We start from the raw sequence: 24,995 nt of genomic DNA, 5'->3' as shown, positions 1-24,995 counted from the left end.
GGCTCAGCGCGGCGGCGGCAGCAGGCGCTGCGGCGCCAGCCGCCGCAGCCACGGCGACACGGCGGCGCGAAAGCGCGGGCTGTGGATGCACGCGCCGCCGACGAGCCCGATCACGCTGCCCAGCACGATGTCGACAAAGCGCGCCTGCAGCACCGCCATGGTCGACTGCTGGCCGAACGCCGCCGCCTCGGCCAGCAGCAGCGTGAGCGGCGTGATGAACACCGCCGCCACGCCGTAGTGGCGCACCACCAGCGTTTCGATGATGAAGGTCAGCACCATCACCATGGCCGCGATCAGCCACGGGTTGAACGGCAGCGCCATGAAGCCCCACGCCAGCAGCAGACCCAGCGCGGTGCCCAGGATGCGCTGCAGCTGCTTGTCCCACACCGCGCGCAGCGTGGCACCGGCAATGACGGCCAGGCAGCTCACCGGCACCCAGTAGGCACGCTGCAGGCCCAGCGCCTGCGCCACCAGCACCGACCCGCCGACGAACACGCCGATGACGACCGAGTCGAACACCACGAAGTCGAACGTGGGCGCGGGCAGGGCGCGATGGGCGCCGGCTCGCGCAGGCGCAAGATCCACAGGCTGTAGCCGAACGCGATCAGGCAGGCCAGCACGCAGCCCAGCGTGAACAGGCCGACGTAGAGCGGAAAGTCGGGCACGTGGATCGGCATGTGCGCGCCGATGGCCGCCGCCATGACGAAGAAGAAGCTGCCCGGCGGCCCCACGGCGTAGAAGCGGCACACCATGGTGGCCAGCAGGGTGATGACGGCCAGCGACAGCGCCATCAGCGCTGGATAGAAGTGGCTCATCAACCCCAGCGCGTAGCACGCCGACATGCCGAAGGCGCAGGCCATCAGCGTGACCATGCGGTGGTGCAGCGCGGTGCGCGGCACGTAGAGGAACACCAGGCCACCCAGCGAAGAGGCCAGGCCGTAATCCAGCCGGTTGAACCACGCACCCACCATCAGCGGCAGGCCCGAGGCCAGCGCCGCTGCCAGTGGCATCTGCCAGGGGCGGTCGCTGGCGTGCACGGTGGTCAGGTGCCCCAGCTCGGTGCGCAGAAAGGCCTGGAAGCGCGACCAGGACCACCAGGGGCCGCGCTTGAATTCGCGCACCGGATCGTCCACCGCGTCAGAACCTCGTCTGGCCGCTGTGCTGCGCGATGCGCACGGTGTACGTGGCCAGATGCACCTCGCGCAGGAACAGCGCCAGGCTGATGACCAGCGCCAGCGTGGAGAGCATGAAAGTCAGCCCGACCAACCACATGATGCGCAGCGAGCCCATCACCTCCAGAAACAGCAGCACGATGACCAGGCAGGTGGTCAGTGCCGCGAAGGTGCAGGCCGTGATGGCGCCGCTGGCCAGGCGACGGCGCTTCTCCAGATCATGGAATTCACGCTCCAGGCGCGCACTACCCGCCAGCGTGGGCGGCGGCGTCTCGGCCAGGTAGCGCCCGCGGTCGATGATGCGTGCCAGCCGCCCGGTCATGACGTTGAGCAGGCCGCCGATGCCCGTGAGCAGGAACACGGGAGTCAGCGCCAGCTGGATGGCCTGGCTGACGTTGGTGATGTTGATTTCGGGCAGGGCCATGGCGCGATTCTGCCCGCTGCGATCACGCTGCTGGCAGCGCTGGCGAACCCACCCGCTCGACCCGGACCGCGCAGTACTTGAACTCCGGAATCTTGCCGAACGGGTCGAGCGCGGCGTTGGTCAGCAGGTTGGCCGCCGCCTCGCGGTAAGCGAAGGGAATGAACACGCTGCCGGGCGGCGTGCCGTCGTCGCGGCGCACCGTCAGCGCCACCTCGCCCCGGCGCGATTGCACGCGCGCGGTGGCGCCGGGCTGCAGGCCCAGGCGCGCCAGGTCGTCGCCGTGCATGCTGACGGTGGGGCCGGGCTCGATGGCGTGCAGCACCTCGGAGCGGCGCGTCATGGCGCCGGTGTGCCAGTGCTCCAGCTGGCGGCCGGTGATCAGCACCATGGGGTAATCGGCATCGGGCCGCTCGTCGGGCGGGATGATGTCGGCCGGCACCAGCTGAATGCGTCCGCTGGCCGTGGGCACGCTGTCGGTGAAGACGATGGGCTGGCCGGGGTCGTCTTCGGCGAGGCACGGGTAGGTCACGCTGCTTTCGCGCTGCAGGCGCTCCCACGTGATGCCGGCGATGGCGCCGTGCATGGCGCGGCGCATCTCGTCGTAGACGGCGGCGACGCCGTGGTAGGCGGCCGCACGCTCACCCCTGCCCTCTCCCGCCAGCGGGAGAGGGCGTTTCTGGGCGCTGCGGTCGGCGTGTGTGGGTCCTTGCTCCCTCGCCCCTCTGGGGAGAGGGTGGGGGTGAGGGCCGGCGGCGTATTCACATTCACCGCCGCCGGCCCCCACCCCAGCCCCGGATCGCGTCCGGGGCAGGCTCTCCCCAGCGCGGGAGGGAGTCTCGTTTTCATAGCGCCAGTCCAGCCCCAGGCGCTGCGCCATCTGCTGGATGATCCACAGGTCAGCGCGTGCCTCGCCCGGCGGCTGCAGCGCCTGCTGGCCCAGCTGCACCATGCGATCCGTGTTGCTCACGGTGCCGGTCTTCTCGGGCCACGCCGACGCAGGCAGCACCACGTCGGCCAGCCAGGCGGTTTCGGTGAGGAAGATGTCCTGCACCACCAGGTGCTCCAGGCTGCTGAGCGCATGGCGCGCGTGGTTCAGGTCGGGGTCGCTCATCGCGGGGTTCTCGCCCATGATGTACATGCCGCGCACTTTGTGCGGGTCGCTGTCGTCGGCCAGCGCCTTGTGCATGATCTCCACCACCGTGTAGCCCGGATTCGGGTCGAGCGGCTGGCCCCAGAAGTCTTCGAACCATTCACGCGCCGATGCATCGGCCACGTGCTGGTAGTTGGGGTACATCATGGGGATCAACCCCGCATCGCTGGCGCCCTGCACGTTGTTCTGGCCGCGCAGCGGGTGCAGGCCGGTGCCGGGGCGGCCGATCTGGCCGGTGCAGGTGGCCAGGGCGATCAGGCAGCGCACGTTGTCGGTGCCGTGCACGTGCTGGCTCACGCCCATGCCCCACAGGATGATCGCCGTCCTGGCCGTGGCGTAGGCGCGCGCCACTTCGCGCAGCGTGGCGGCCGGGATGCCGCAGATCGGTGCCATCGCCTCGGGCGAATAGCCCTGCACGTTCTGCTTCAAGGCCTCGAAGTTGTCGGCGCGCTCGCGCAGGAATGCCTCGTCGCACAGCCCCTCGGTGACGATCACGTGCAGCAGCGCGTTCAGCATCGCCACGTCGGCACCCGGCTTGAAGGGCAGCACGCGCCAGGCGTGGCGCGCGATGTCGGTCACGCGCGGGTCGGCCAGCACGATCTTCGCGCCGCGCTGCGCCGCGTTCTTCATCCACGTGGCCGCCACCGGGTGGTTGGCCGTGGGGTTGGAGCCGATGATGAGGATCAGTTCGGCGTGCTCCACGTCCTTCACCGGGTTGCTGACCGCGCCCGAGCCCACGCCCTCCAGCAGCGCCGCCACGCTGGACGCATGGCACAGCCGCGTGCAGTGGTCGACGTTGTTGCTGCCGAAGCCGGTGCGCACCAGCTTCTGGAACAGGTAGGCCTCTTCGTTGCTGCCCTTGGCGCTGCCGAAGCCGGCCAGCGCTTTCGGGCCGTGCTGCGCTTTCAACTCGACCAGCTTGCCGGCGGCCAGGTCGAGGGCTTCTTCCCAAGTCGCCTCGCGGAACACGCTGCGCCAGTCGGGGTGCTGCTCGCAATGCTCGACGTTCTTGGGTGCGTCGGCGCGCCGGATCAGCGGCCTCGTGATGCGTTCCGGGCTGGCCACGTAATCGAAGCCGAACCGCCCTTTCACGCACAGCCGGCCTTCGTTGGCCGGGCCGTCGCGGCCAGTCACGCTGACGATCTGCTCATCGCGCACGTGGTAGGTGATCTGGCAGCCGACGCCACAGAACGGGCAGACCGAATCGACCTGCCGGTCCACCTTCTGCGGGCCGATGTGCGCCTTCGGCATCAGCGCGCCCGTGGGGCAGGTCTGCACGCATTCGCCGCAGGCCACGCAGGTGCTGGCGCCCATCGGGTCCTCCAGGTCGAACACGATGCGCGCGTGGCTGCCGCGCCCCGCGTAGCCGATCACGTCGTTCACCTGCGCCTCGCGGCAGGCGCGCACGCAGCGCGTGCACTGGATGCAGGCGCTGAGGTTGACGGCCATGGCGGGGTGGCTGAGGTCGGGCGCGGGTTGGGCGCGCTTCAGGGCTTGCAGCGCGGGGCGTACCGTGATGCCCATGCGATGGGCCCAGGCGCTGAGTTCGCCGTGCTGGCCGATGGGGGCCGCGCCCTCACCCTTGCCCTCCCGCCTGGCGGGAGAGGGGGCATCCGTGCCGGTAGCCGCGATGTGCGCGCTTGGGGCTGTTGCCCCTCTCCCGCGCGCGGGAGAGGGTTGGGGTGGTGCCCTCCCCCGCTGGGGAGGGTTGGGGTGGGGCCGGCGGCGCGCCCTCGTCCAACGTGGATGGCCCCCATCCCGGCCTTCCCCAGCGGGGAAGGAGCTTCGTCATCGTTCCACTTGAAGCCGGCTTCCGGCATCTCCGCCATCAGCATCTCGACGACCAGGTTCTGCGACTTGCGCGCCCGCTCGCTCGTGGCCTTCACCTTCATGCCCGGCTGCACGGCGCGGCAGCAACTGGGGGCCAGCACGCGCTCGCCCTCGATCTCGACCACGCAAGCGCGGCAGTTGCCGTCGGCGCGCAGACCGTCCGTATAACAAAGGCGCGGAATCTCGACGCCGTGTCGTTCGGCGGCCTTCAGGATGGTTTCGCCCTCGAACGCCTCCACGGGCCGACCGTCGAGTTCGAACGCCACGCTGGCCAGCGCTGGGGGTTTCAGCGGTGCATTCATGGCTCCACCTCGTGCGGAAAGTAGCGCTGCACGCACAGCATGGGATTGGGCGCCGCCTGGCCCAGGCCGCAGATCGAGGCATCGACCATCACGGCGCTCAGGTCATTCAGCGTGGCCGCGTCCCACACGGGCGCTTCCATCAGCTGCGCAGCCTTCACGGTGCCGACGCGGCAGGGCGTGCACTGGCCGCAGCTTTCATCGGCGAAGAAGCGCATCATGTTCAGCGCCGCGTCACGCGCCTTGTCGTGCTGGCTCAGCACGATCACCGCCGCGCTGCCGATGAAGCAGCCGTGCGGCTGCAGCGTGTCGAAGTCCAGCGGCACATCGGCCAGGCGCGCGGGCAGGATGCCGCCGCTGGCGCCGCCGGGCAGGTAGGCGTACAGCGCGTGTCCTCAGCCATGCCGCCGCAGTACTCGTCGACCAGCTCGCGCAGCGTGATGCCGGCCGGGGCCAGCTTCACGCCCGGCTGCTTCACCCGGCCGCTCACGCTGTAGCTGCGCAGCCCTTGCGGCCATGGCGTCCTTGGCTGGCGAACCACTCGGGGCCGCGCTCCAGAATCTCGCGCACCCAATACAGCGTTTCGAAGTTGTGCTCCAGCGTCGGGCGGCCGAACAAACCGCGCTCGGCGATGTAGGGCGGGCGCAGGCGCGGCTCGCCGCGCTTGCCTTCGATGCTTTCGATCATGGCCGACTCTTCGCCGCAGATGTAGGCACCGGCGCCGCGGCGCAGCTCCATTTTCGGGAGCTGCCCGCGCAGCTCCGGCGCGGCTTGCAGCTCGGCAAGCGCCTGCGTCAGAATGGCGCGACATTCGGGGTACTCGTCGCGCAGGTAGATGTAGACGGCTTCGCAACCGACCACGTGCGCGGCGATCAGCACACCTTCCAGAAAGCGGTGCGGGTCGCGCTCCAGATAGAAGCGGTCCTTGAAGGTGCCCGGCTCGCCTTCGTCAATGTTGACCGCCATCAACCGGGGGCATCAAAGCCCCGCACGATGCGCCACTTGCGCCCGGCCGGAAAGCCCGCGCCGCCCAGGCCGCGCAGGCCGGCGTGCTCCAGCGCGGCCATCACGCCCTCGGCATCGCGCTCGCCGCGCGCCACGGCCTGCGCCAGCGCGTAGCCGCCGCCTTGGTGATAGGCCTCGAAAGCTATCACTTCAGGAGCTGCTTGCGCTTGACTGGCGGGCGCTGAAGCCTTGCTTGACATTGAAACGATGTCCTGCGCCGTCGCATAGCCCAGCGCGCGTTGCCCCACCAGCGCGGCCGGCGCCTGCTCGCAACGGCCGATGCAGGGCGCGGGCACCACCTGCACGTCCGTGCCCAGTAGCGCGGGCAGCCGCGCCAGCAAGTCCCCGGCCCCCGCCAGCTGGCAGCTGAGCGACTGGCACACTCGCACCGTCAGCCGCGGCGCCGCGGCGTCGTCGCGCAGCAGCTCGAAGTGGTGGTAGAAGCTCGCCACCTCATACACCTCGGCCATCGACAGCCGCATCTCGGCCGCCAGCGCCACCAGGTGCCGCTCGAACAGGCCGTGCCAGTGGTCGTTCAGCGCATGCAGGTGCTCGATCAGCAGATCGCGCCGGTGCCCCTCGGCCGGCGGCGGGCCGATCAACGCGCGCACTTCGGCGCGGGCCGCATCGCTCGGCTGGCGCCCCTTCAGCTGGTGGCGCGGGCGCCGAGGATGAATTTTGATGCTTGTCTCGGTGGGCATGACATGCATTATTGTGCAAACGCCGCCGCACTGGTGCGGGCGACCTCGGCATACTGCCAGTTCCAACCATAAGTTCAAGGAGACAAGCCATGAACCCCTTCCACCCGCTTCGCACCGTGGCCGCCGCCCTGGCGCTGGGCGCGCTGACCGCCCTCGGCTCGCCCGCCATGGCGCAGGCCGGCAACGACACCCTGGCCAAGATCCGCAGCAGCGGCAAGGCCGTCATCGGCGTGCGCGAGGCCTCGCCGCCCATGGCCTATGCGCTGGGCGCCAACACCAACTTCACCGGCTACCACGTCGAGCTGTGCGAGCGCATCATCCGCAAGCTGGTGCCGCAGGCCAGGCTGGAGTACTTCGCCATGACGCCGCAGAACACCATGCCGCTGGTGCAGAACGGCACGGTGGACATCGGCTGCGGCCCGGCCACCAACAACCTCACGCGCCAGCAGCAGTTGGCGTTTGCCGTCACCACCTACCTGAGCCAGGTGCGCATGGCGGTGCGGGCCGATTCGGGCATCACCGACTGGAAGCAGCTGGACGGCAAGACCGTCTCGGCCACCACCGGCACCACCGCCGTGCAGCTGCTGCGCCGTTTGAGCGCGACCTCGACATCAAGATCAACGTGGCGCAGCAGAAGGACAACCTGGAGAGCCTGATGTCGGTCGAGAACGGCCGCGCCGCCGCCTTCGTGCTGGACGACAACCTGCTGGCCGGCGTGGTGGCCAACTCGCGCGATCCGAAGCTGTACAAGCTGGCCGGTACCTCGCTGCAGTCCGAGCCCATCGCCATCCTGTTCCGCAAGGACGACCCCGCCTTCAAGCAGGCGGTGGATGGCGAGCTGAAGGCCATGATGGCCTCGGGCGAAATGGCCAGGCACTACGACAAGTGGTTCATGCAGCCCATTCCGCCGCGCAACGTGGCGCTGAACCTGCCGCTGTCGGACGAGCTGAAAGCGCTGTTCGCCCAGCCCAACGACGACCCGATCGAGAGCTACAACAAGCGCTGACCGATCAACTAGAATCCACCGCCCACCGCCCACCGCCCACCGCCCACCGCCCACCGCCCACCGCCCACCGCCCACCGCACAAGGAGCACCACCCCCATGAAAGGCGACCCCAAGGCCATCGAATGCCTGCAGGCCCAGCTGAAGAACGAGCTGACGGCCATCAACCAGTACTTTCTGCACTACCGGATGCTCAAGCACTGGGGCTTCGACAAGCTGGCGAAGAAGGAGTACGACGAATCCATCGGCGAGATGAAGCACGCCGACCTGCTGATGGACCGCATCTTCATGCTGGACGGCCTGCCCAACCTGCAGGACCTGGGCAAGCTGCTGGTCGGCGAGGACGTGCCCGAAATCCTGGCCTGCGACCTGAAGATGGAGCGCGCCGCGCAGGCCACCATCAAGGACGGCATCGCCCACTGCGAAAGCGTGCGCGACTACGTCTCGCGCGACCTGCTGCAGCACATCCTGGACGACACCGAGGAGCACATCGACTTTCTGGAAACGCAGCTTGAGCTGGTCGAGAAGGTGGGGCTGCCCAACTACCTGCAAAGCCAGATGGGCGAGGTCGGCTGAGGCGGCGCACGAGCCAGGGAAGAGGGTGGGCGAACCATATACTCCCTGCCCATCGATCCGCCAGCGCCCTGTTGGTGGGCGCTGACGACCTATACTCCCTATGACCATGCTCCACGCTGCTGTGGGAGCGGGCTTGCCCGCGATGCAGCGCCTGCCTCGCCCGAGGAGCCCATCGCGGGCAAGCCCGCTCCCACAGGCATGGTGGCCGCACGCTCCTCAAGCGAATGGCGGCCGCAAGACTGCCATCCCCCAAGCCACCTGCCCTCCTGACAGACTCCCTTGAGCTGCGCCCCCGCGCCGCAGGAGCGGCGGCAGCCGCGAACCAGCGCTTCGCCCCACGCCAGCCCATGGGCGGCTTCCACCGCCCCTGCACCGTCTGCCGAACGCACGACGCTGCCCCTCTCGACGCAGCAAGCGCTGCGCCCCGCTGTCGCCCCATCGCCACAGCCAATAACAATCATTCTCATTTGCATATAGAATCACCGACTTTCATCACACGCCAGCGAACAGCGCCGTGAAGGGTCCAGCCCTCTGCACGCAGCGCCCAGGTAGCCAGCCGAAGTTCTTCTCCACACTTTGCTGGGCCCTGCCATGTCCGTTGACCACGTTTTCAAGCCAACCCCCTGCGCACCCGCCGCACAAGCGCAAGCAGCTATTGATTCAATAGCTGCACAAACCCTCCAAACCCTTGCTGCCGCTGGGCGCCATGCTGCTGGCCGGCTCGCTGGGCAGCACGGCGCTGGCGCAGCCGGCCGCGCCGGCAGCGGCTGCATCGGCCCCCGCGGCGCAGCAGGCGCCGGTGGCCGGCACGCTTTCCACCGTCACCGTGCGCGATTCGGCGGTGGGCGACGGGTCAACCAACAGCAAGGCGCAACTGCGCGCCACCCGCACCGAGATCGGCAAGGGCAACCAGGCGCTGCGCGACATCCCGCAGAGCGTGACGGTGATGACCGAAAAGCTCATGCAAGACCGCAACCTCGACGACTTCCGCGACGTGCTGCGCACCACCGCCGGCGTCACCTTCCTGGCCGGCGAGACGGGCGAGGAAGACGTGCGCCTGCGTGGCTTCTCGCTGGGCACCGCCGGCGACATCTACCGCGACGGCCTGCGCGATGCGCCGCTGATCGAGCGCGACACCTTCAACGACGACCGCGTGGAAGTCATCAAGGGCTCGGCGTCGATGCTGTTCGGCAAGGGCAGCACCGGCGGGGTGGTCAACCAGGTCAGCAAGCAGCCTTTCTTGATGACGCAACACGAAGCCAGCGTGACCATCGGCAACGGCAACGAAAAGCGCGTGCATGGCGACTTCAACTGGCACACCGGGCAAGACGCCGCGCTGCGCCTGAACCTGATGGGCCACGACGCCGACAACTGGGGCGCCCGGCAGCGCAAGGTCGGCATCGCGCCCACCTTCCGCTGGGGCATTGGCACGCGCAACGAGTTCTCGGTGGGCCTGTACCACCTCGACGTGGACGGTCGCGGCAACTACAACCACCCTTGGTTCATCCGTGACGGCAGGATCGTGCCCACGCTGCCGGCGCGCAATTTTTACGGGCTCGACAGCGACAAGCAGGACAGCTCGTCCACCTACGTCACGCTGGCCCACACGCACCGCTTTGCCGACGGCGGCCAGCTAAAGACGCAGCTGCGCCACGGCCGCTACGAGCGCGACCTGTGGGCCAGCGTGATCCGTTTCGGCCAGACCGACGGCGCGCCCACCACCATCGACAACTGGGGCCCCCAGACGATCATCACCCGCTCCCCAAGGGCCGCATCGGCCGCAGCGACCTGACCCAGCTGCAAAGCGACTACAGCAACACCTTCGACTGGGGCGGGCGCAAGCACCAGATCCTGGCCGGGGTGGATTTCTACGTCGATGACGCGCGCCGCGTGAACAACTTCGCCGGCCCCGCCAGCGGCCTGACCACCACCGTGGGCCAGCCCAACAACGGCGACTGGCGTGCCGACCCGCGCGGCGCCCCCGCCTACAACACCTTCGACGCGCGCAACATCGGCGTGTACGTGCAGGACACGGTGGCCATGACCGACACGCTGAAGCTGGTGGCCGGCCTGCGCTTCGACCATTTCAAGGAAGCTACGACACTGTGGCCAGCACCGCCGCCAACGGCACCGTCACGCCCGGCTACAGCTTCAGCAAGACCGAAAGCCTGTGGAGCCCGCGCGTCGGCCTGCTGTGGCAGCCGAGCGATACCGCGTCGTATTACGTCTCTTACGGCACCTCGTACAACACCTCGGGCGATGCCTACCAGTTCACGCCCAGCAGCCCCAACCAGACGCTGGCCAACACCCCGGCCGAGAAGAGCCGCAACCTCGAGATCGGCGGCAAGTGGGAGCTGTTCGACCAGCGCCTGTCGGTGGGCACGGCGCTGTTCTATTCAGAGAAGTACAACGAGCGCAACCAGGACCCCGACAGCGTGGCCCAGCAGTTCCTGCTCTCGGGCAAGCGCCACGCCGCCGGCATGGAGTTCAACGCCGCCGGCCGCATCACGCCGAAGTGGGAGATGTTCTGGAACCACACCTGGATCCCCGTCGCCAAGATCAGCCGCAGCAACCAGCAGTTGGCCGCCAGTGGCGGCGGCGCCCAGGTGCAGGGCGACCGCCCCGGCCTCACGCCGCGCCACAGCGGCAGCGTGTGGAGCACCTACCGCGTCTTCCCGAAGCTGCGCCTGGGCCTGGGCGCCAACTACCGCAGCAGCCAAAGCCCCGAAGGCAGCCGCGCGGTGAAGGCCGCCGGCTTCGTCACCTTCGACGCCATGGCCGAATACAGCTTCACCGAGATGACCACCCTCAAGCTCAACGTCACCAACCTCACCGACAAGCTCTACGCCGACACGCTGTACCGCGGCTTCTATGGGCCGGGGCAGCCGCGGCGGGTGCAGTTGACGCTGAAGCACCTGTTCTGAGCATGAAGAAATGACCTCGCTGCGCTTCGATGACGGCGGCTGCGCCGCCATGACTGTGCCCGTCATTTCGTCATTGACGCCGCGCCAGCGGCAAAGTCATTTCGTCATCGAATAACCTCATGCTGATCCACCTCCAACACCTGCTCACCCCCGACGAGCTGGTCCAGGGCCGCGCGCTGCTCACCGCACCCGATGCCCCGTGGCGCGACGGCCGCCACAGCGCCGGCGCGCAGGCCGTGGGCGTCAAACAGAACCAGCAGCTGGCGCAGGACAGCACCACCGCCGCCACGCTGCGCGCGCTGGTGCTGGGCGCGCTGCAGCGCGATGCGCTGGTGCTGTCGGCCGCGCTGCCGCGCAAGATTTTCAACCCGCTGTTCAACCGCTACGGCAGCGGTGCCGACCGCTACGGCGCCCACGTCGACGGTGCCGTCATGCATTCCACCGCCAGCGGCGAATGGGTGCGCAGCGACCTGTCGTGCACCGTGTTCTTCAGCGACCCGGCCGACTACGACGGCGGCGAGCTGGTGGTGCACGGCGCGCCCGGCGAGGCCGCGCAGCGCATCAAGCTGCCCGCGGGCGACGCCATCCTCTACCCCGGCACCAGCGTGCACGAGGTCACACCCGTCACCCGAGGCGAGCGCCTGGCCAGCTTTCTGTGGATCGAGAGCATGGTGCGCTCGGGCGAGCAGCGCCGCCTGCTGTTCGAGATGGACATGGCCCTGCTTGCCCTGCGCCAGCGCCACGGCGAAAGCCCCGAAGCCACGCGCCTGACCGGCGTGTACCACAACCTGCTGCGGCAATGGGCCAGCACCTGACTTGCGCTCATGATCAGAATACCCTGCAACGCCCGCCCATTAAGCGCAAGCAGCTATGTTTATTGAAGCACCCCGGATGCAGGAGCGGGCTGGCCCGCGATGCAGCGGTGGCACCGCGCACAGGCCGCATCGCGGGCCAGCCCGCTCCCACACGCCAGGCTGCACACCAACACATACTCCCCATACACCTATCCGCCAGCGCTTGATATACAAGCGCTGAACACATATACCCCACTCCAAAACCCTCCGCACCATGGCATCGCCCGCCCCAGCGCCCCACACCCTGGCCGACTTCGCCCTGGCCGCCGAACAGGCGCTGGACGCCGCCACCTGGGCCTACTTCAACGGCGGTGCGGGCGACGAGGCCACGCTGCACGCCAACGCCGCCGCCTGGCAGGCGCTGCCCTGTGGCCGCGCGTACTGCAGCCGCTGGCCGGCGGGCACACGCGCGTAGCACTGGCCGGGCACGAGCTGGCGCACCCCATCCTGCTGGCCCCGGTGGCGCACCAGCGGCTGGCCCACCCCGATGGCGAATGGGCCAGTGCGCTGGCCGCCGCCGCGCAGGGTGCGGGCTATGTGCTCGGCACGCAATCGAACGTGCCGATGGAGCAGGTCGCCGAAGCCGTGCTGGCCGACCCCGGGCGCGGCCCGCTGTGGTTCCAGCTCTACTGGCAGGCCGACCGCGGCTTCAACCGCGCGCTGGTGCAGCGCGCCGAGGCGGCGGGCTTCGAGGCCATCGTGCTCACCGTCGACGCCCCCGTGCAGGGCGTGCGCGACCGCGAGCGCCGCGCCGGCTTTGCCCTGCCGCCCGGCGTGCACGCCGTGCACCTGCAGGATGCACCCGCCGTGCCACCGGCCGACGGCACCTACTGCGCCGGCCTGCCCGCCCACGCCCCCACCTGGGACGACGTGGCTTGGCTGCGCGCGCAGACGCGGCTGCCGGTGTGGCTCAAGGGCTTGCTGCACCCGGCCGATGCGCGCGCCGCGCAGGCGCTGGGCGTGGCCGGCCTCATCGTCAGCAACCACGGCGGCCGCACTCTCGACACCGCGCCCGCCACTGCGCAGGCGCTGCCCCGGGTGCGCGCCGCCGCGGGCGATGCGTTGCCGCTCGTCGTCGACGGCGGCATCCGCCGCGGGACCGACGTGCTCAAGGCCATCGCCCTGGGCGCCAACGCCGTCATGGTGGGCCGCCCCGTGGCGCACGCCCTGGCGGCGGGCGGCGCGCTGGGCGTGGCGCGCATGCTGCGCCTGCTGCGCGACGAGCTGGAGATGGCCATGGCCCTCACCGGCTGCCGCACGTTGGCCGAAGCGGGCGCTCACCTGCTTGATCCCGCCACCGCCGCTGTGTGGGAGCAGGCTGGCCCGCGATGAAGGGTTTCGTCGCCACCCACGCTTGATCGCGGGCCAGCCCGCTTCCACAGCGCTGTCCGAGACGGGTGGCACATCCAACAAATATATGACTTCGCTGCGCCTCAGTGACCAAGACATCGTTCGTCGTTTGTCATGCGGCGCCAGCCGCGGTCATGGGTCATCGTTTTGAAAGCAAAACGACATGGGCCGCACTGCCGGAAAAACGCCTATCGCCAAAATAGTGATTGACAATGAGAATGGTTCGCATTTAATATACATCTCTCATCACTGTCGCGTTCCCAGGACTTCCGCCCCATGATCGTCTGCGTCTGCAACCGCATCTCCGACCGCGAAATCACCCGGCAAGCCCGTGCCGGCATGAGCTTCGACGACATCCAACTCGAGCTGGGCGTGGCCACCTGCTGCGGCCGCTGCGAGGCTGCGCGCGCGACATCGTGGCGCAGTGCGCACCGGGCCACCCGGTGGCGGCGCTGCACCACGCCGGCCTGGCCACCGGCCCGCACGGGGCCCGCGCATGATGACCGGCGCCAGCGCCGCACTGTGGGCTGCGCTCGGCGGCCTGGTGGGCGTGCTCATCGCCCTGGCCTGGGTCTTCGGCGGCCTGCGCCGCCGCCCGTCACGCCTCTGACCCCGCACCCCGCATCGTTGCCGCCAGCGGCCTGCCCGCTGCGCCGCGCCATCCCGCTTTCGTATCATGTTCGCGACTTCGCTCTCGCCTGCTTCCACCGTGCCACCTCCGGGCCGTACCGCCGTCATCGTCGGCAGCGTTGTGTTGCTGCATGCGGTGGCGCTGTGGGCGCTGCAGCGCGGGCTGGTGCGCCCGCCGGCCGAGGTGATCGTGCCGGCGCAGATCCTGGCCGAGCTGATTGCCCCGCCGCCGCCACCCGCCGCGCCGCCTGCGCCCACACCGCCGCCGCCCGCGCCACCGGCCCCGGCATCGCCGCCGCCGCCCAAACCCCGGCCCGCACCGCCCCCACCCAAGCCACGCGCAGCGCCGCCGCGGCCGGCCCCGGTGGTGCAGCCACGCCCCGCAGCGCCCGTGGTGGCGCCCGCCCCCACCGCTCCGGCGCCCGTGCCGGCAGCGCCCGAACCCACGCCGTCGCCCGCGGCCGCAGCGGCACCGGCGGCGCCCGCGCCCAGCCCACCGGCGCCGCCCGCACCGCCCGTCATCGTGCAGCCGTCCACCAGCGCCGCGCACCTGAACAACCCCGCGCCCACCTACCCCGCCATGAGCAAGCGCCTGGGCGAGAGCGGCCGCGTGGTGGTGCGCGTGCTGATCGGCCCCGATGGCCGCGCGCAGGACGCGCGCCTCCAGCGCTCCAGCGGCTTCGACCGCCTGGACCAGGTGGCGCTGGAAACCGCGCGCGACCGCTGGCGCTACGTGCCCGGCACCCGCAACGGCGTGCCCGAGGCCATGTGGTTCAACGTCCCCCTCAATTTCGTTCTGGAGTGAAGTCAAATGAACAATGAATTAGGTCTGCTGCACGTCTGGGCCCAGGGCGACTGGGTCACGCGCAGCGTGTTCGCGGCGCTGCTGCTGATGTCGCTGGCCTCGTGGATCGTGATCCTGATGAAGGCACTGGGCGTGGTGCAGGCCAAGCGCCAGGCGGCGCGGGTGGAAGGCTTCTGGCATTCGGCCGACATGGCCGAAGGGCTGGCCAAGCTGGGCGACGATGACGCCAACCCGTTCCGCCAGCTCGCCGTGGAAGGCCGCGAAGCCGCCGCCCACCACCGCGCCACCAGGGCGCAATTGCACGATTCGCTGGACGCGAGCGACTGGATCTCGCGCGCGCTTCGCAACAGCATCGACAGCACCACCGGGAAGTTGCAGGCCGGCCTGGCCATCCTGGCCTCGGTCGGCTCCACCGCGCCCTTCGTCGGCCTGTTTGGCACCGTCTGGGGCATCTACCACGCGCTGATGAAGATCGGCGCCGCCGGCCAGGCCAGCATCGACCAGGTGGCCGGCCCGATCGGCGAGGCGCTGATCATGACCGCGCTGGGCCTGGCCGTGGCCATCCCGGCCGTGCTGGGCTACAACGCGCTGGTGCGCGGCAACAAGCACATCCTGGCCAAGCTGGGCCGCTTTGCGCACGACCTGCATGCCTACCAACTGACCGGCGCGCGCGTGACGGCGGCCAGCGGCGACGGCAACGTGGTGGCTCTGAAGCGGAGTTGAGCATGGCCGGATTCATCGCCGACGAGCACGACGAGGTGATGAGCGAGATCAACATGGTCCCGTTCATCGACGTGATGCTGGTGCTGCTGATCATCTTCATCATCACCGTGCCGGTGATGAAGCACGCCGTGAACGTGGAGCTGCCGCGCGCGGCCAACGAGAAGGAGCAGATCAAGCCCGAGACGGTGCTGCTGGCGGTGCAGGCCGACGGCAGCTACGTGCTGGGCGAGGAGAAGATCGCCGACGATCAGCTGGGCGCCCGGCTGCAGGCCGCCGCGCGGCAGCAGCCGCAGCCCGACCTGCACATCCGCGGCGACCGCGACGTGCGCTACGAGCGCGTGGCCCAGGCCATGGCGGCGGCGCAGCAGGCGGGCCTGGGCAAGATCGGCTTCGTGACCGAGCCGCCGCGCGCGCCATGACGATGCGCCCGCCCATGACCACGCGCGCCGCAACGTCGCCCGACGCGTGCCGATCCGGCACGGAGCCCGTCGACACCACGCCGCCCGAACCCAGCGGCGGCCCGGTGCCGAGCCACCGCCTGCTGCAAGGCCGCCGCGCCATCGAGATCAGCCACAACGGCGCGGTCTATCGACTGCAGGCCACCAAGCTGGGCAAGCTGATCCTGACCAAATAGCTTCATCGTGGGAAGCGCCCGTGCGGCGCTATTGACAGAGTCAGCCAGGCAGTGCCCAGCCAGCTCTTTTTTTCATGCTGCCATCAGGCCGCCAGCGCCTTCTGATAAAGCGCTGACAGCTATTCAATCAATAGCAATAAGCATGGGTTTGCACCGTGGCAAGATGCACCCCTGCCTCATACCGTTTCGCGCTCAAAACCATGACCAATGACTGCGGCTGGCGCCGCATGACCCGTGACAAATACCCCATTTGTCATTGAAGCGCAGCGAAGTCATTCGTCATTCGTCATTCGTCATTCGTCATTTTTGCAGCGAACCTGTATCAGCCCCCACCTGCGCATGCGCCGACTTCGCTCTGTCCTCACCATCCTGCTCGTTCTGCTGGCCCTGGCGGCGGGGGCGTGGTGGGCGTTTCAGCGCTTCGTGGGCGAGCTGGCATTGAACCTGGAACCCGCCACGCTGCAGCAGCACCTGGCCGAGCGCTTTCCGGTCCGCAACTGCCAGCTGGTGCTGGCCTGTGTGGAGTTCCGCGCGCCGCAGCTCAGCCTGCCGGCCGGGGGCGACCGGCTGCAGCTGGACACCCAGCTGGCCGTGCAGGCCGGCGGGCGCGAGTTTCCGGGCCGGGCGGGCTTGGCGGGCCGGCTGCGCTACGAGCAGGCGGCCGGCGCGTTCTACATCGACGATCTGACGGTGACCGACTTTGCGTTGGACGGCGTGCCCGAGCGCTACGCCGCGCTGGTGCGCGCGCACGGGCCGCAGGCGGTGCAGGCGGCGCTGCGCGACCGGCCGGTGTACGTGATCGACACCAGCACCACCGCCGGGGCGCTGGCGCGCTGGGCGGTGCGTGACGTGCGGGTGGCGGATGGCCGGTTTCGGGTGAGCCTGCTCAGGTGGCGTGATTGAAGGCGCTTGATGATCAAGACGTCCCGGAGGACGCGCGGACCACATCCGCCGTGTGGCAACGCGCTTGCCCGCAATCAAGCGCTGGCTGCAACGAAGCGCCTCATCGCGGGCAAGCCCGCTCCTGCAGCGCTGTCTGAGACTTGTTGCGAATCAATGAAAAATGATAGCTGCTTACGCTTGATATAACTTGATTTCAGAGAGCTTTCTATCTGAAACCATTGTATACCGGGCGCAAGCAGCTATCTTTATTGAATCATCCGGGGACCATTGCCCCGCGCCTCAATACGTTTCCAGGTGCAGCCGCCCTTCCTTCTTCAGGCGCTGGCCGATCTCGTCCCAGTTCAGGCCGGCGCCCTGCGCCACGTCGCGCAGCGCCAGCACCACGCCTTCTTCCATGCTCTTCAGGCCGCACACATAGAAGAAGGTGTTGGGGTCCTGCAGCAGCGCCGCCAGGTCGGCGGCGCGCTCGCGCATCGCGTCCTGCACGTACTTCTTGGGCTGGTGGGGCGTGCGGCTGAAGGCGAAGTTGATGTCGATAAAATCCTTCGGCAGGCTTTGCAGCGGGCCGAAGTAGGGCAACTCTTCCTTGGTGCGGGCGCCGAAGAACAGCATCAGCTTGCCGCCCTCGAACTTGCCGCTCTTGCGCAGGCGGCGGCGCCATTCCGTCATGGCGCGCATGGGAGCCGAGCCGGTACCGGTGCAGATCATCACGATGTTCGACTTGGGGTGGTTCGGCATCAGGAAGGTGGCGCCGAACGGCCCGATGACCTGCACCTTGTCGCCCACCTTCAGGTCGCACATGTAGTTGCTGCCGACGCCACGCACCGGGTTTCCCTGGTGGTCTTCGAGCACGCGCTTGATGGTGAGCGACAGGTTGTTGTAGCCCGGCCGCTCGCCGTTGCGCGGGCTGGCGATGCTGTACTGGCGCGCAAAGTGCGGCTTGCCGCGCTCGTCGGTGCCCGGCGGCACGATGCCGATGGATTGGCCCTCCAGCACCGGGAAGGGCATGGTGCCGAAGTCCAGGATGATGTGGTGCGTGTCGTATTCGGTGCCCACGTCGGTGACGCGCACGTTGCCGGCGACGGTGGCCGTCACCGTCTTTCGGCGGCGCGCGCGCCGTAGAGGTTGGTGTAGGCGTGCGCGGCCGACCAGGGCGGGATGGTGGCGCCATAGCTGGCGGGTGCCGCGCCAGTGCCGGGCTGCGTAGGGTCGATGGCGGCGGCCTCGGCCTGCGCCTGGGTCTGCAGGGCGTCGTCGGCCTGCTCATCGCCCGCCAGTGCGTCTTCGGCCACGCCGGCTTCGGCCAGTTGCGCGGGCGTCAGCTCTTCGGGCAGCTCGAACCAGCTGAACTGCTCTTCCAGCGTGTAGGGCTTGGCCTTGGGCACCAGGCGCCAGCTGTCGATGGCGCCGGTGGGGCACACCGGCACGCAGTTCATGCACATCTTGCAGGTGTCGGCACTGACCACGTAGTTGTTCGAGTCGTGCGTGATGGCGTCGATGGGGCACGCCGCCTCGCACGCGCCGCAGCGGATGCAGATGGCGGCGTCGATCAGGTGCTGCTTGAGGATGGTGGTGTCGGTTGCGGCCATGGAAACTCATTAAAACAGCCGGACGCAGAGGACGCAAAGGATTCGCAGAGGACGCAAAAATCCAGGAAGAAGTTTTCGGCTGTTTCCTTTGCGTCCTCTGCGTGATTTCTGCGTCCTCTGCGTCCGGTTTTCGACAGTGTCAGTTGAAACGCACGTATTCGAAATCGACCGGCTGGCGGTTGATGCCCATCACCGGCGGCGCGATCCAGTTGGCGAACTTGCCCGGCTCGACTACGCGGCCCATCAGGCTGGCGACGTAGGCGCGGTCTTCCGGCGTGGGCAGCCAGTCCTTGGCCTTGGCGTTCCACTCGGCATCGCTCACCACCTGGCCCTCGGGGCTGACCTTGACGCCCGACAGCGCGCCGATGTTGCGGTGGAAGGCCTTGTGCGGCACCTTCAGCTTGAACGGGATGCCACCCTTCTCGATGATGCGGTTCCAGCGCTCGACGCCGCCGATGGAATCCTTGATGTAGTCGTCGCGCAGCACTTCGTTCAGCGCGTTGAGCATCGGCACTTCCTTCTCGATCAGCTTGCCGTCGACCACGTTCAGCACCTTGTAGGTCTGACCCTTCAGCACGTGGTCGTCGGTGCGCTTGCCCTCCTCGAAGCGGCCCTTCAGACCCGTCGAGTAGAAGGTGGCGGCGTTGCTCGACTCGTCGGCACCGAACAGGTCGATGGTGACCGAGAAGTGGAAGTTCAGGTAGCGCTGGATCGTCGGCAGGTCGATCACGCCGGCGTTGCGCAGCTTCTGCACGTCGTCGGTCTTGAGCTGGTTCATCATGTCGACGGTGCGCTGGATCACGCGGCCCACGCCGGATTCGCCCACGAACATGTGGTGCGCCTCTTCGGTCAGCATGAACTTGGTGGTGCGGGCCAGCGGATCGAAGCCGGATTCAGCCAGCGCGCACAGCTGGAACTTGCCGTCGCGGTCGGTGAAGTAGGTGAACATGAAGAAGCTCAGCCAGTCGGGCGTCTTCTCGTTGAAGGCCTGCAGGATGCGGGGATTGTCCTGGTCGCCGCTGCGGCGCTCCAGCAGCGCCTCGCCCTCCTCGCGGCCGTCGCGGCCGAAGTACTTGTGCAGCAGGTAGACCATGGCCCACAGGTGGCGGCCTTCCTCGACGTTGACCTGGAACAGGTTGCGCAGGTCGTACTGGCTGGGGCAGGTCAGGCCCAGGTGGCGCTGCTGCTCCACGCTGGCCGGCTCGGTGTCGCCCTGGGTGACGATGATGCGGCGCAGGTTGGCGCGGTGCTCGCCGGGCACGTCCTGCCAGGCGGCTTCACCCATGTGGTCGCCGAAGTGGATCTTGCGGTCTTGCTCGGCCGGGTTCAGGAAGATGCCCCAGCGGTAGTCGGGCATCTTGACGTAGCCGAACTGCGCCCAGCCCGCCGGATCGACGCTGACCGCGGTGCGCAGGTACACGTCGTAATCCACCGAGCCCTCGGGGCCCATGTCCTGCCACCACTGCAGGTAGTTGGGCTGCCACTGCTCGAGCGCGCGCTGCAGCGTGCGGTCTTCCGACAGGTTGACGTTGTTGGGGATCTTCTCGCTGTAGTTGATGCTGCTCATGGTGGTCTCCTTGCAATGAAACAATGACTTCGCGGCCCTGCCGCTCAATGACTGCGTGCCTTCGGCACAGGCATGACGAAATGACGGAAAACTTCATGCGGCGAAGCCGCGTCATGAAAGCGAAGCGATGTCATTTCGTCATCAGGATCAGACGCGATTCATGTCGAACTGCGCCTTGTCGCCCTTGCCGTAGACCTTCAGCGCGCCCTTGTCGCCGACGGCGTTGGGGCGCTGGAAGATCCAGTTCTGCCAGGCGGACAGGCGGCCGAAGATGCGGGTGAACATGTTCTCCTGCTGGGCAAAGCGCAGGTTGGCTTCCAGGCCGGTGAGCGCGTCGGGGCTCATGGCGGCACGCTCTTCCAGCGCGATGCGCACTTCGTCGGCCCAGTCGATGTCGTCGGGCGCGGCGGTGATCAGGCCCAGCTTCTCGGCGGCTTCACCACCCAGCGCCTGACCGATGGCGGCCTTGGCGGCGGCCAGCGGCGCTTCTTCTTCATAGAAGCGGCGCGCCAGGCGCGACTGGCCGTTGACCATGGGGTAGCTGCCGAAGTTGACCTCGTGCAGCGTCAGCGTGGGGGCCTTGGCCGGCTCGTCGGGCAGCACCAGCTGGTAGGCGCGGTCGGCGCAGAAAGCCAGCTCGGCCAGCGTGCCGGCGAAGCACGAGCCCGGCTCGATCAGCGCGAACAGGCTGCGCGACGACACGTCCAGGCGCGCCAGCGTGCGGCGCAGCATGCCCAGCGTCTCGCGCACGAACCAGTGCTTCTGGTTGGCCAGCATCAGCGCGTCGTTGGCCAGCACGGCGGCGGCATCGCCCTCGGTCTTCAGCACCCAGGCGCCGATATCCAGCTCGTTGGTGCGCATGTTGAGGATTGCGTCATCCAGCTCGCGCGCCATCTGCAGCGGGTACCAAGCGGCGCCTAGAGCCTCGATGCCGGCGATGTCGGTCGGCTGCGCGCCGCTCGGTGCCTGCACGGTGAAGGTGGCGACGCGCTTGGCGCGGTCGATGGCGACATTCACATATTTGTAGGCAATGCCGTCGGCGCTTTCGGTGCGCTCCACCTTCGGCAGCTGCACGCCCTTGGCGCCAGCGGGGCGGTCGCTGCCCTCGGCCAGCTTGGCAGCACGCTCGGCCACGAAGCCGTCGAACTGCTGCGGCTTGACCACGGCATCGACCAGACGCCAGTCCACGGCCTTCTGGCCGCGCACGCCTTCGCTGGTGGTGCAGAAGATGTCGGCCAGGTCGTGGCGCACGTGGCGCTTGTCGGTCACGCGGGTCAGGCCGCCGGTGCCCGGCAGCACGCCCAGCAGCGGCACTTCAGGCAGGCTGACGCTGCTGCTGCGGTCGTCGACCAGCACGATGTCGTCGCAGGCCAGGGCCAGCTCGTAGCCGCCGCCGGCGCAGGCGCCGTTCAGCGCGGCGATGAATTTCAGGCCGCTGTGTTGGCTGCTGTCCTCTATGCCGTTGCGGGTCTCGTTGGTGAACTTGCAGAAGTTGACCTTCCACGCATGGCTGGACAGGCCCAGCATGAAGATGTTGGCGCCGGAGCAGAACACGCGGTCCTTGCCGCTGGTGACCACCACGGTGCGCACTTCGGGGTGTTCGAAGCGGATGCGCTGCAGCGCGTCGTGCAGTTCGATGTCCACGCCCAGGTCGTAGCTGTTCAGCTTGAGCTTGTAGCCGGGGCGGATGCCGGCGTCCTCGTCGATGTCGATGGCCAGTTTGGCCACCGGGCCATCGAACGACAGCTGGATGTGGCGGTACTGGCTCGGCTCGGTGCGGTAGTCGACTTGGGGGTTCGGCTGGCTCATGCGATGAATCCTTGGGTGGTGGTGTCAGGGGCGACTGCCCGGTCTGTGCCCGCCTTCGCGGCTGGCATTAGATGAATAATAGTGCATAAATCCGGCAAGGTCAATGCACTTTAATGCATGCCCTCAAACCGGCAGGCCGATCACCTGCCGCACCTGCCGCCGCAGCTCGCGGTGCGCCTGCTCCTCGGTGTAGGCGCTGGTGTCGAAGCGCAGGTCGGCCTTGGCGTAGAACGCCGCGCGGCCGGCCAGGATGCGCTTGAGGTCGTCCATGGCCTCGGGGCTGGCGGCCATGGGGCGCATGTCGCCCTGCGCCGCCACGCGCGACATGTGGTCGGCCGGGTCGGCCTGCAGCCAGATGGTGTAGCAGTGCTGCAGCAGCAGGTTGAAGTTGGCCGCGTCCGACACCAGGCCGCCGGGCGTGGCGATGACCACCTCGGGGTAGATCTGGATGGCTTCTTCCAGCGCGCGGCGCTCGTAGCGACGGTAGGCGTTGGTGCCGTACAGGTTGTGGATCTCGTGGATGCTGCAGCCAGCAAACTGCTCGATCTCGCGGCTCAGCTCGATGAAGGCGTAGCCCAGATCGTCCGCCAGGCGCTGGCCCAGCGACGACTTGCCGGCACCGCGCAGGCCGATCAGCGCGATGCGCGTGGTGCGCGCGCGGTCGGCATCGCCCGGCGCGTGGAACAGCTCGGACAGCGCCTGCCGCGCGCGGCGCAGATCTGCCTCGTTGCGGTGCTCCAGCAGTTCGCGGATCATCAGCCACTCGGGCGACGAGGTGGTCACGTCGCCCAGCAGCTCGCTCAGCTCGGCGTGCAGGGCATGGGCCACCTGCAGCAGCACCAGAATGGAGGCGTTGCCGGTGCCGTATTCAAGATTGGCCAGGTGCCGCTCGGACACATTGGCCGCCTGCGCCACCGCCTTGCGCGTGAGGCCGCGGCGCGAGCGCAGCGTGCGCACCCGCTCGCCCAGGGCCACCAGAAAGGGATGTCGCGCGGCCTCGGCGGGCGGGGCGGCCGGCGGATGCACCAACTCTTCAAGCATCATGTTCACGTGTTGTCGGCCTGCGAGAGCACCGGGTGCGCCCTCTTGACATGCACTTTAATGCATGTACGATGACAGGCAGAATAATGCATTTCACCACGCAGCGGGCAAAAGCGCAATGCGCGCCGCGTGGGCCCAGCCCTCGACACAGCCCCACGGAGACCCCATGAACACCGCTGCCAACGTCGCGCCGCCGCCCGAGCGCTTCAACTTTGCCGAGCATCTGCTGGCGCTGAACAGCACCCGCGGGGCCAAGCCGGCCTTCGTGGACGACCACGGCACGCTCACCTACGGCGCACTGGACGAGCGCGTGCGCCGCATGGCCGCCGCGCTGCGCAGCCTGTACCTGCGCCGCGAAGAACGCGTGCTGGTGCTGATGCACGACGGCACCGATTGGCCGGTGGCCTTCCTCGGCAGCCTGTACGCCGGCCTGGTGCCGGTGGCCGTCAACACCCTGCTCACGCCCGACGATTACGCCTACATGCTGGAGCACTCACGCGCGCAAGCGGTGCTGGTGTCGGGCGCGCTGCTGCCCACGTTGACCACCGCCATGGTCAAGAGCGACCACGAGGTGCAGAAGGTCATCGTCTCGCACCCGCAGGCGCCGCTGCACCCGTCCGAGGTGGAGTTCGAGGCCTTCCTGAAGGCCCATGCGCCGATGGACAAGGCCGCGCCCACCGGCCCGGACGACCCGGCCTTCTGGCTCTACTCCAGCGGCTCCACCGGCCGCCCCAAGGGCACGGTGCATTCGCACGCCAACCCGTACTGGACCTGCGAGCTGTACGGCAAGGCCGTGCTGGGCCTGACCGAGCGGGACGTGTGCTTCTCGGCCGCCAAGCTGTTCTTCGCCTACGGGCTGGGCAACGGCCTCACCTTCCCCATGAGCGTGGGCGCCACCACCATCCTGATGGGCGAGCGCCCCACGCCTGAGGCCACCTTCAAGCGCTGGACCGGTGGCGTGGGCGGCCTCAAGCCCACCGTGTTCTTCGGCGCACCCACCGGCTTTGCCGGCATGCTGGCGCATCCGCAGTTGCCCAAGCGCGACGAGGTGGCGATGCGCCTGGCCTCGTCGGCCGGCGAGGCGCTGCCGGCCGAGATCGGCGAACGCTTCAAGGCGCATTTCGGCATCGACATCGTGGACGGCATCGGCTCCACCGAGATGCTGCACATCTTCCTCTCCAACCGGCCCGACAAGGTGCGCTACGGCACCACCGGCTGGCCGGTGCCGGGCTACACCATCGAACTGCGCGGCGACGACGGCGGCCCCGTGCCCGACGGCGAGCCGGGCGACCTCTACATCGCCGGCCCCAGCGCCGCCATGATGTACTGGGGCAACCGCAGCAAGACGCGCGAGACCTTCCAGGGCGGCTGGACGAAGAGCGGCGACAAGTACGTGCGCAACGCCGACGGCAGCTACACCTACGGCGGCCGCAGCGACGACATGCTGAAGGTGAGCGGCATCTACGTGTCGCCGTTCGAGGTCGAGGCCACGCTGGTGCAGCACCCCGCCGTGCTCGAGGCCGCCGTGGTCGGCAAGCAGGACAGCGACGGCCTGACCAAGACCAAGGCCTTCGTGATCCTGAAGCCCGGCGCCGAGGCCACCGAGGACGAACTGAAGGCCTTCGTGAAGGATCGCCTGGCGCCCTACAAATACCCGCGCTTCATCGAGTTCGTGCACGAACTGCCGAAGACCGCCACCGGCAAGATCCAGCGCTTCAAGCTGCGCGAGCAGTCGGTGGACTGATTCCGTTTCCGCTTCAGAACGTTGACCATCGTCATCCCGGCGAGAGCCGGGACCCATGCCTCACCGCACGCGCGCTGTCTGGATTCCGGCTTTCGCCGGAATGACGAGATTCATGCCGTATCGATTGGAAAGATGGCATGACTGTCCTTGCAGCGCCAGAGTCTTCCCGGCGACGGCTGAACCTGCGGTGCTGAAGAGCTGTTCAGCGGAGCGTGCGCCCCGAATGCCGGCAGCGCGAGATGGCCGCAGGTTGCTATTCAAT

At 68.3% G+C, this 24,995-nt stretch carries 17 protein-coding genes and 7 pseudogenes; 14 read left to right on the top strand and 10 right to left on the bottom strand.

The annotated features are described in order from the left end of the window. Positions 1-3: 3 nt before the first annotated feature. The 6 genes and pseudogenes from H0I39_RS22365 to H0I39_RS13915 all read right to left on the bottom strand — a co-directional run bounded on the left by H0I39_RS22365 (position 4) and on the right by H0I39_RS13915 (position 6,590). Positions 4-522 (bottom strand): FUSC family protein, encoded by a 519-nt coding sequence (locus tag H0I39_RS22365; RefSeq protein ID WP_308645858.1) that lies wholly within the window; start codon positions 520-522, stop codon positions 4-6. Continuing rightward, complete coding sequence (locus tag H0I39_RS22360) at positions 426-1,133, bottom strand: hypothetical protein (protein ID WP_257645798.1); 708 nt, start codon at positions 1,131-1,133, stop codon at positions 426-428. Before H0I39_RS22360 ends, H0I39_RS22365 begins: the two co-directional genes overlap by 97 nt. A gap of 4 nt (positions 1,134-1,137) precedes the next feature. Then, positions 1,138-1,596: a DUF2721 domain-containing protein gene (locus H0I39_RS13930; RefSeq protein WP_180550911.1), complete on the bottom strand. Its 459-nt coding sequence runs from the start codon at positions 1,594-1,596 to the stop codon at positions 1,138-1,140. Positions 1,597-1,618: 22 nt separating this feature from the next. Then, entirely contained in the window at positions 1,619-4,378 is a 2,760-nt protein-coding gene (locus H0I39_RS13925; protein ID WP_444547279.1) for a molybdopterin-dependent oxidoreductase, read from the bottom strand. 149 nt (positions 4,379-4,527) lie between these two features. Further along, a pseudogene (locus tag H0I39_RS22355) lies at positions 4,528-4,878 on the bottom strand (2Fe-2S iron-sulfur cluster-binding protein); the annotation flags it as partial. After that, positions 4,875-6,590 (bottom strand): annotated as a pseudogene (locus tag H0I39_RS13915) (NADH-ubiquinone oxidoreductase-F iron-sulfur binding region domain-containing protein). The pseudogenes H0I39_RS13915 and H0I39_RS22355, both read right to left, overlap by 4 nt. 80 nt (positions 6,591-6,670) lie before the next feature. Between H0I39_RS13915 and H0I39_RS13910 the strand changes: the two are divergent. The 13 genes and pseudogenes from H0I39_RS13910 (at position 6,671) to H0I39_RS13855 (ending at position 16,983) form a co-directional block, all read left to right on the top strand. After that, positions 6,671-7,587: pseudogene (locus tag H0I39_RS13910) on the top strand (amino acid ABC transporter substrate-binding protein). Positions 7,588-7,683: 96 nt separating this feature from the next. Then, entirely contained in the window at positions 7,684-8,160 is a 477-nt protein-coding gene (gene bfr / locus H0I39_RS13905; RefSeq protein ID WP_180550909.1) for a bacterioferritin, read from the top strand. Between the two features lie 688 nt (positions 8,161-8,848). Continuing rightward, positions 8,849-9,952, top strand: coding sequence for a TonB-dependent receptor (locus H0I39_RS23420; protein WP_307776821.1), 1,104 nt, complete (start codon positions 8,849-8,851; stop codon positions 9,950-9,952). Continuing rightward, positions 9,835-11,084, top strand: a pseudogene (locus tag H0I39_RS23410) (TonB-dependent receptor). Before H0I39_RS23420 ends, H0I39_RS23410 begins: the two are co-directional and overlap by 118 nt. 119 nt (positions 11,085-11,203) lie before the next feature. After that, positions 11,204-11,899, top strand: coding sequence for a Fe2+-dependent dioxygenase (locus H0I39_RS13895; RefSeq protein WP_180550908.1), 696 nt, complete (start codon positions 11,204-11,206; stop codon positions 11,897-11,899). Between the two features lie 253 nt (positions 11,900-12,152). Continuing rightward, positions 12,153-13,270: pseudogene (locus tag H0I39_RS13890) on the top strand (alpha-hydroxy acid oxidase). Positions 13,271-13,564: 294 nt separating this feature from the next. Further along, positions 13,565-13,788 (top strand): annotated as a pseudogene (locus H0I39_RS13885) ((2Fe-2S)-binding protein). Then, the gene (locus tag H0I39_RS13880; RefSeq protein WP_180550907.1) at positions 13,785-13,898 is read left to right on the top strand and encodes an LPXTG cell wall anchor domain-containing protein; all 114 of its coding nucleotides are present in this window, start codon (positions 13,785-13,787) and stop codon (positions 13,896-13,898) included. The pseudogene H0I39_RS13885 and the gene H0I39_RS13880 overlap by 4 nt, the downstream one beginning before the upstream one ends. A 66-nt stretch (positions 13,899-13,964) precedes the next feature. Continuing rightward, positions 13,965-14,723: an energy transducer TonB gene (locus H0I39_RS13875; protein WP_180550906.1), complete on the top strand. Its 759-nt coding sequence runs from the start codon at positions 13,965-13,967 to the stop codon at positions 14,721-14,723. Between the two features lie 6 nt (positions 14,724-14,729). Then, positions 14,730-15,446, top strand: a complete 717-nt coding sequence (locus H0I39_RS13870; RefSeq protein WP_180550905.1) for a MotA/TolQ/ExbB proton channel family protein — start codon at positions 14,730-14,732, stop codon at positions 15,444-15,446. A 2-nt stretch (positions 15,447-15,448) separates the two neighbouring features. Next, positions 15,449-15,865: an ExbD/TolR family protein gene (locus tag H0I39_RS13865; protein WP_180550904.1), complete on the top strand. Its 417-nt coding sequence runs from the start codon at positions 15,449-15,451 to the stop codon at positions 15,863-15,865. Then, positions 15,862-16,080: a hemin uptake protein HemP gene (hemP, locus tag H0I39_RS13860; RefSeq protein WP_257645796.1), complete on the top strand. Its 219-nt coding sequence runs from the start codon at positions 15,862-15,864 to the stop codon at positions 16,078-16,080. The genes H0I39_RS13865 and hemP overlap by 4 nt, the downstream gene beginning before the upstream one ends. A 339-nt stretch (positions 16,081-16,419) precedes the next feature. Next, positions 16,420-16,983 (top strand): DUF1439 domain-containing protein, encoded by a 564-nt coding sequence (locus H0I39_RS13855; RefSeq protein ID WP_180550903.1) that lies wholly within the window; start codon positions 16,420-16,422, stop codon positions 16,981-16,983. Between the two features lie 279 nt (positions 16,984-17,262). Here H0I39_RS13855 and boxA read toward each other — a convergent pair. The 4 genes and pseudogenes from boxA to H0I39_RS13835 all read right to left on the bottom strand — a co-directional run bounded on the left by boxA (position 17,263) and on the right by H0I39_RS13835 (position 22,989). Next, positions 17,263-18,572, bottom strand: a pseudogene (boxA, locus tag H0I39_RS13850) (benzoyl-CoA 2,3-epoxidase subunit BoxA). Between the two features lie 139 nt (positions 18,573-18,711). Continuing rightward, entirely contained in the window at positions 18,712-20,139 is a 1,428-nt protein-coding gene (gene boxB, locus H0I39_RS13845) for a benzoyl-CoA 2,3-epoxidase subunit BoxB (protein ID WP_180550902.1), read from the bottom strand. Between the two features lie 147 nt (positions 20,140-20,286). Beyond that, on the bottom strand, positions 20,287-21,948 hold the full coding sequence (boxC, locus tag H0I39_RS13840) for a 2,3-epoxybenzoyl-CoA dihydrolase (protein WP_180550901.1): 1,662 nt from the start codon (positions 21,946-21,948) through the stop codon (positions 20,287-20,289). A gap of 123 nt (positions 21,949-22,071) precedes the next feature. After that, on the bottom strand, positions 22,072-22,989 hold the full coding sequence (locus tag H0I39_RS13835; RefSeq protein ID WP_180551818.1) for a helix-turn-helix transcriptional regulator: 918 nt from the start codon (positions 22,987-22,989) through the stop codon (positions 22,072-22,074). Positions 22,990-23,155: 166 nt separating this feature from the next. Here H0I39_RS13835 and H0I39_RS13830 point away from each other — a divergent pair, with 166 nt between their 5' ends. Next, on the top strand, positions 23,156-24,733 hold the full coding sequence (locus tag H0I39_RS13830) for a benzoate-CoA ligase family protein (protein ID WP_180550900.1): 1,578 nt from the start codon (positions 23,156-23,158) through the stop codon (positions 24,731-24,733). The last annotated feature ends 262 nt before the right edge of the window (positions 24,734-24,995 follow it).

Origin of the sequence: Ottowia beijingensis (genome assembly GCF_013423955.1) — a bacterium.
GTDB classification, from domain to species: domain Bacteria; phylum Pseudomonadota; class Gammaproteobacteria; order Burkholderiales; family Burkholderiaceae_C; genus Ottowia; species Ottowia beijingensis.
This window is presented reverse-complemented; position numbering and strand designations above follow the sequence as displayed.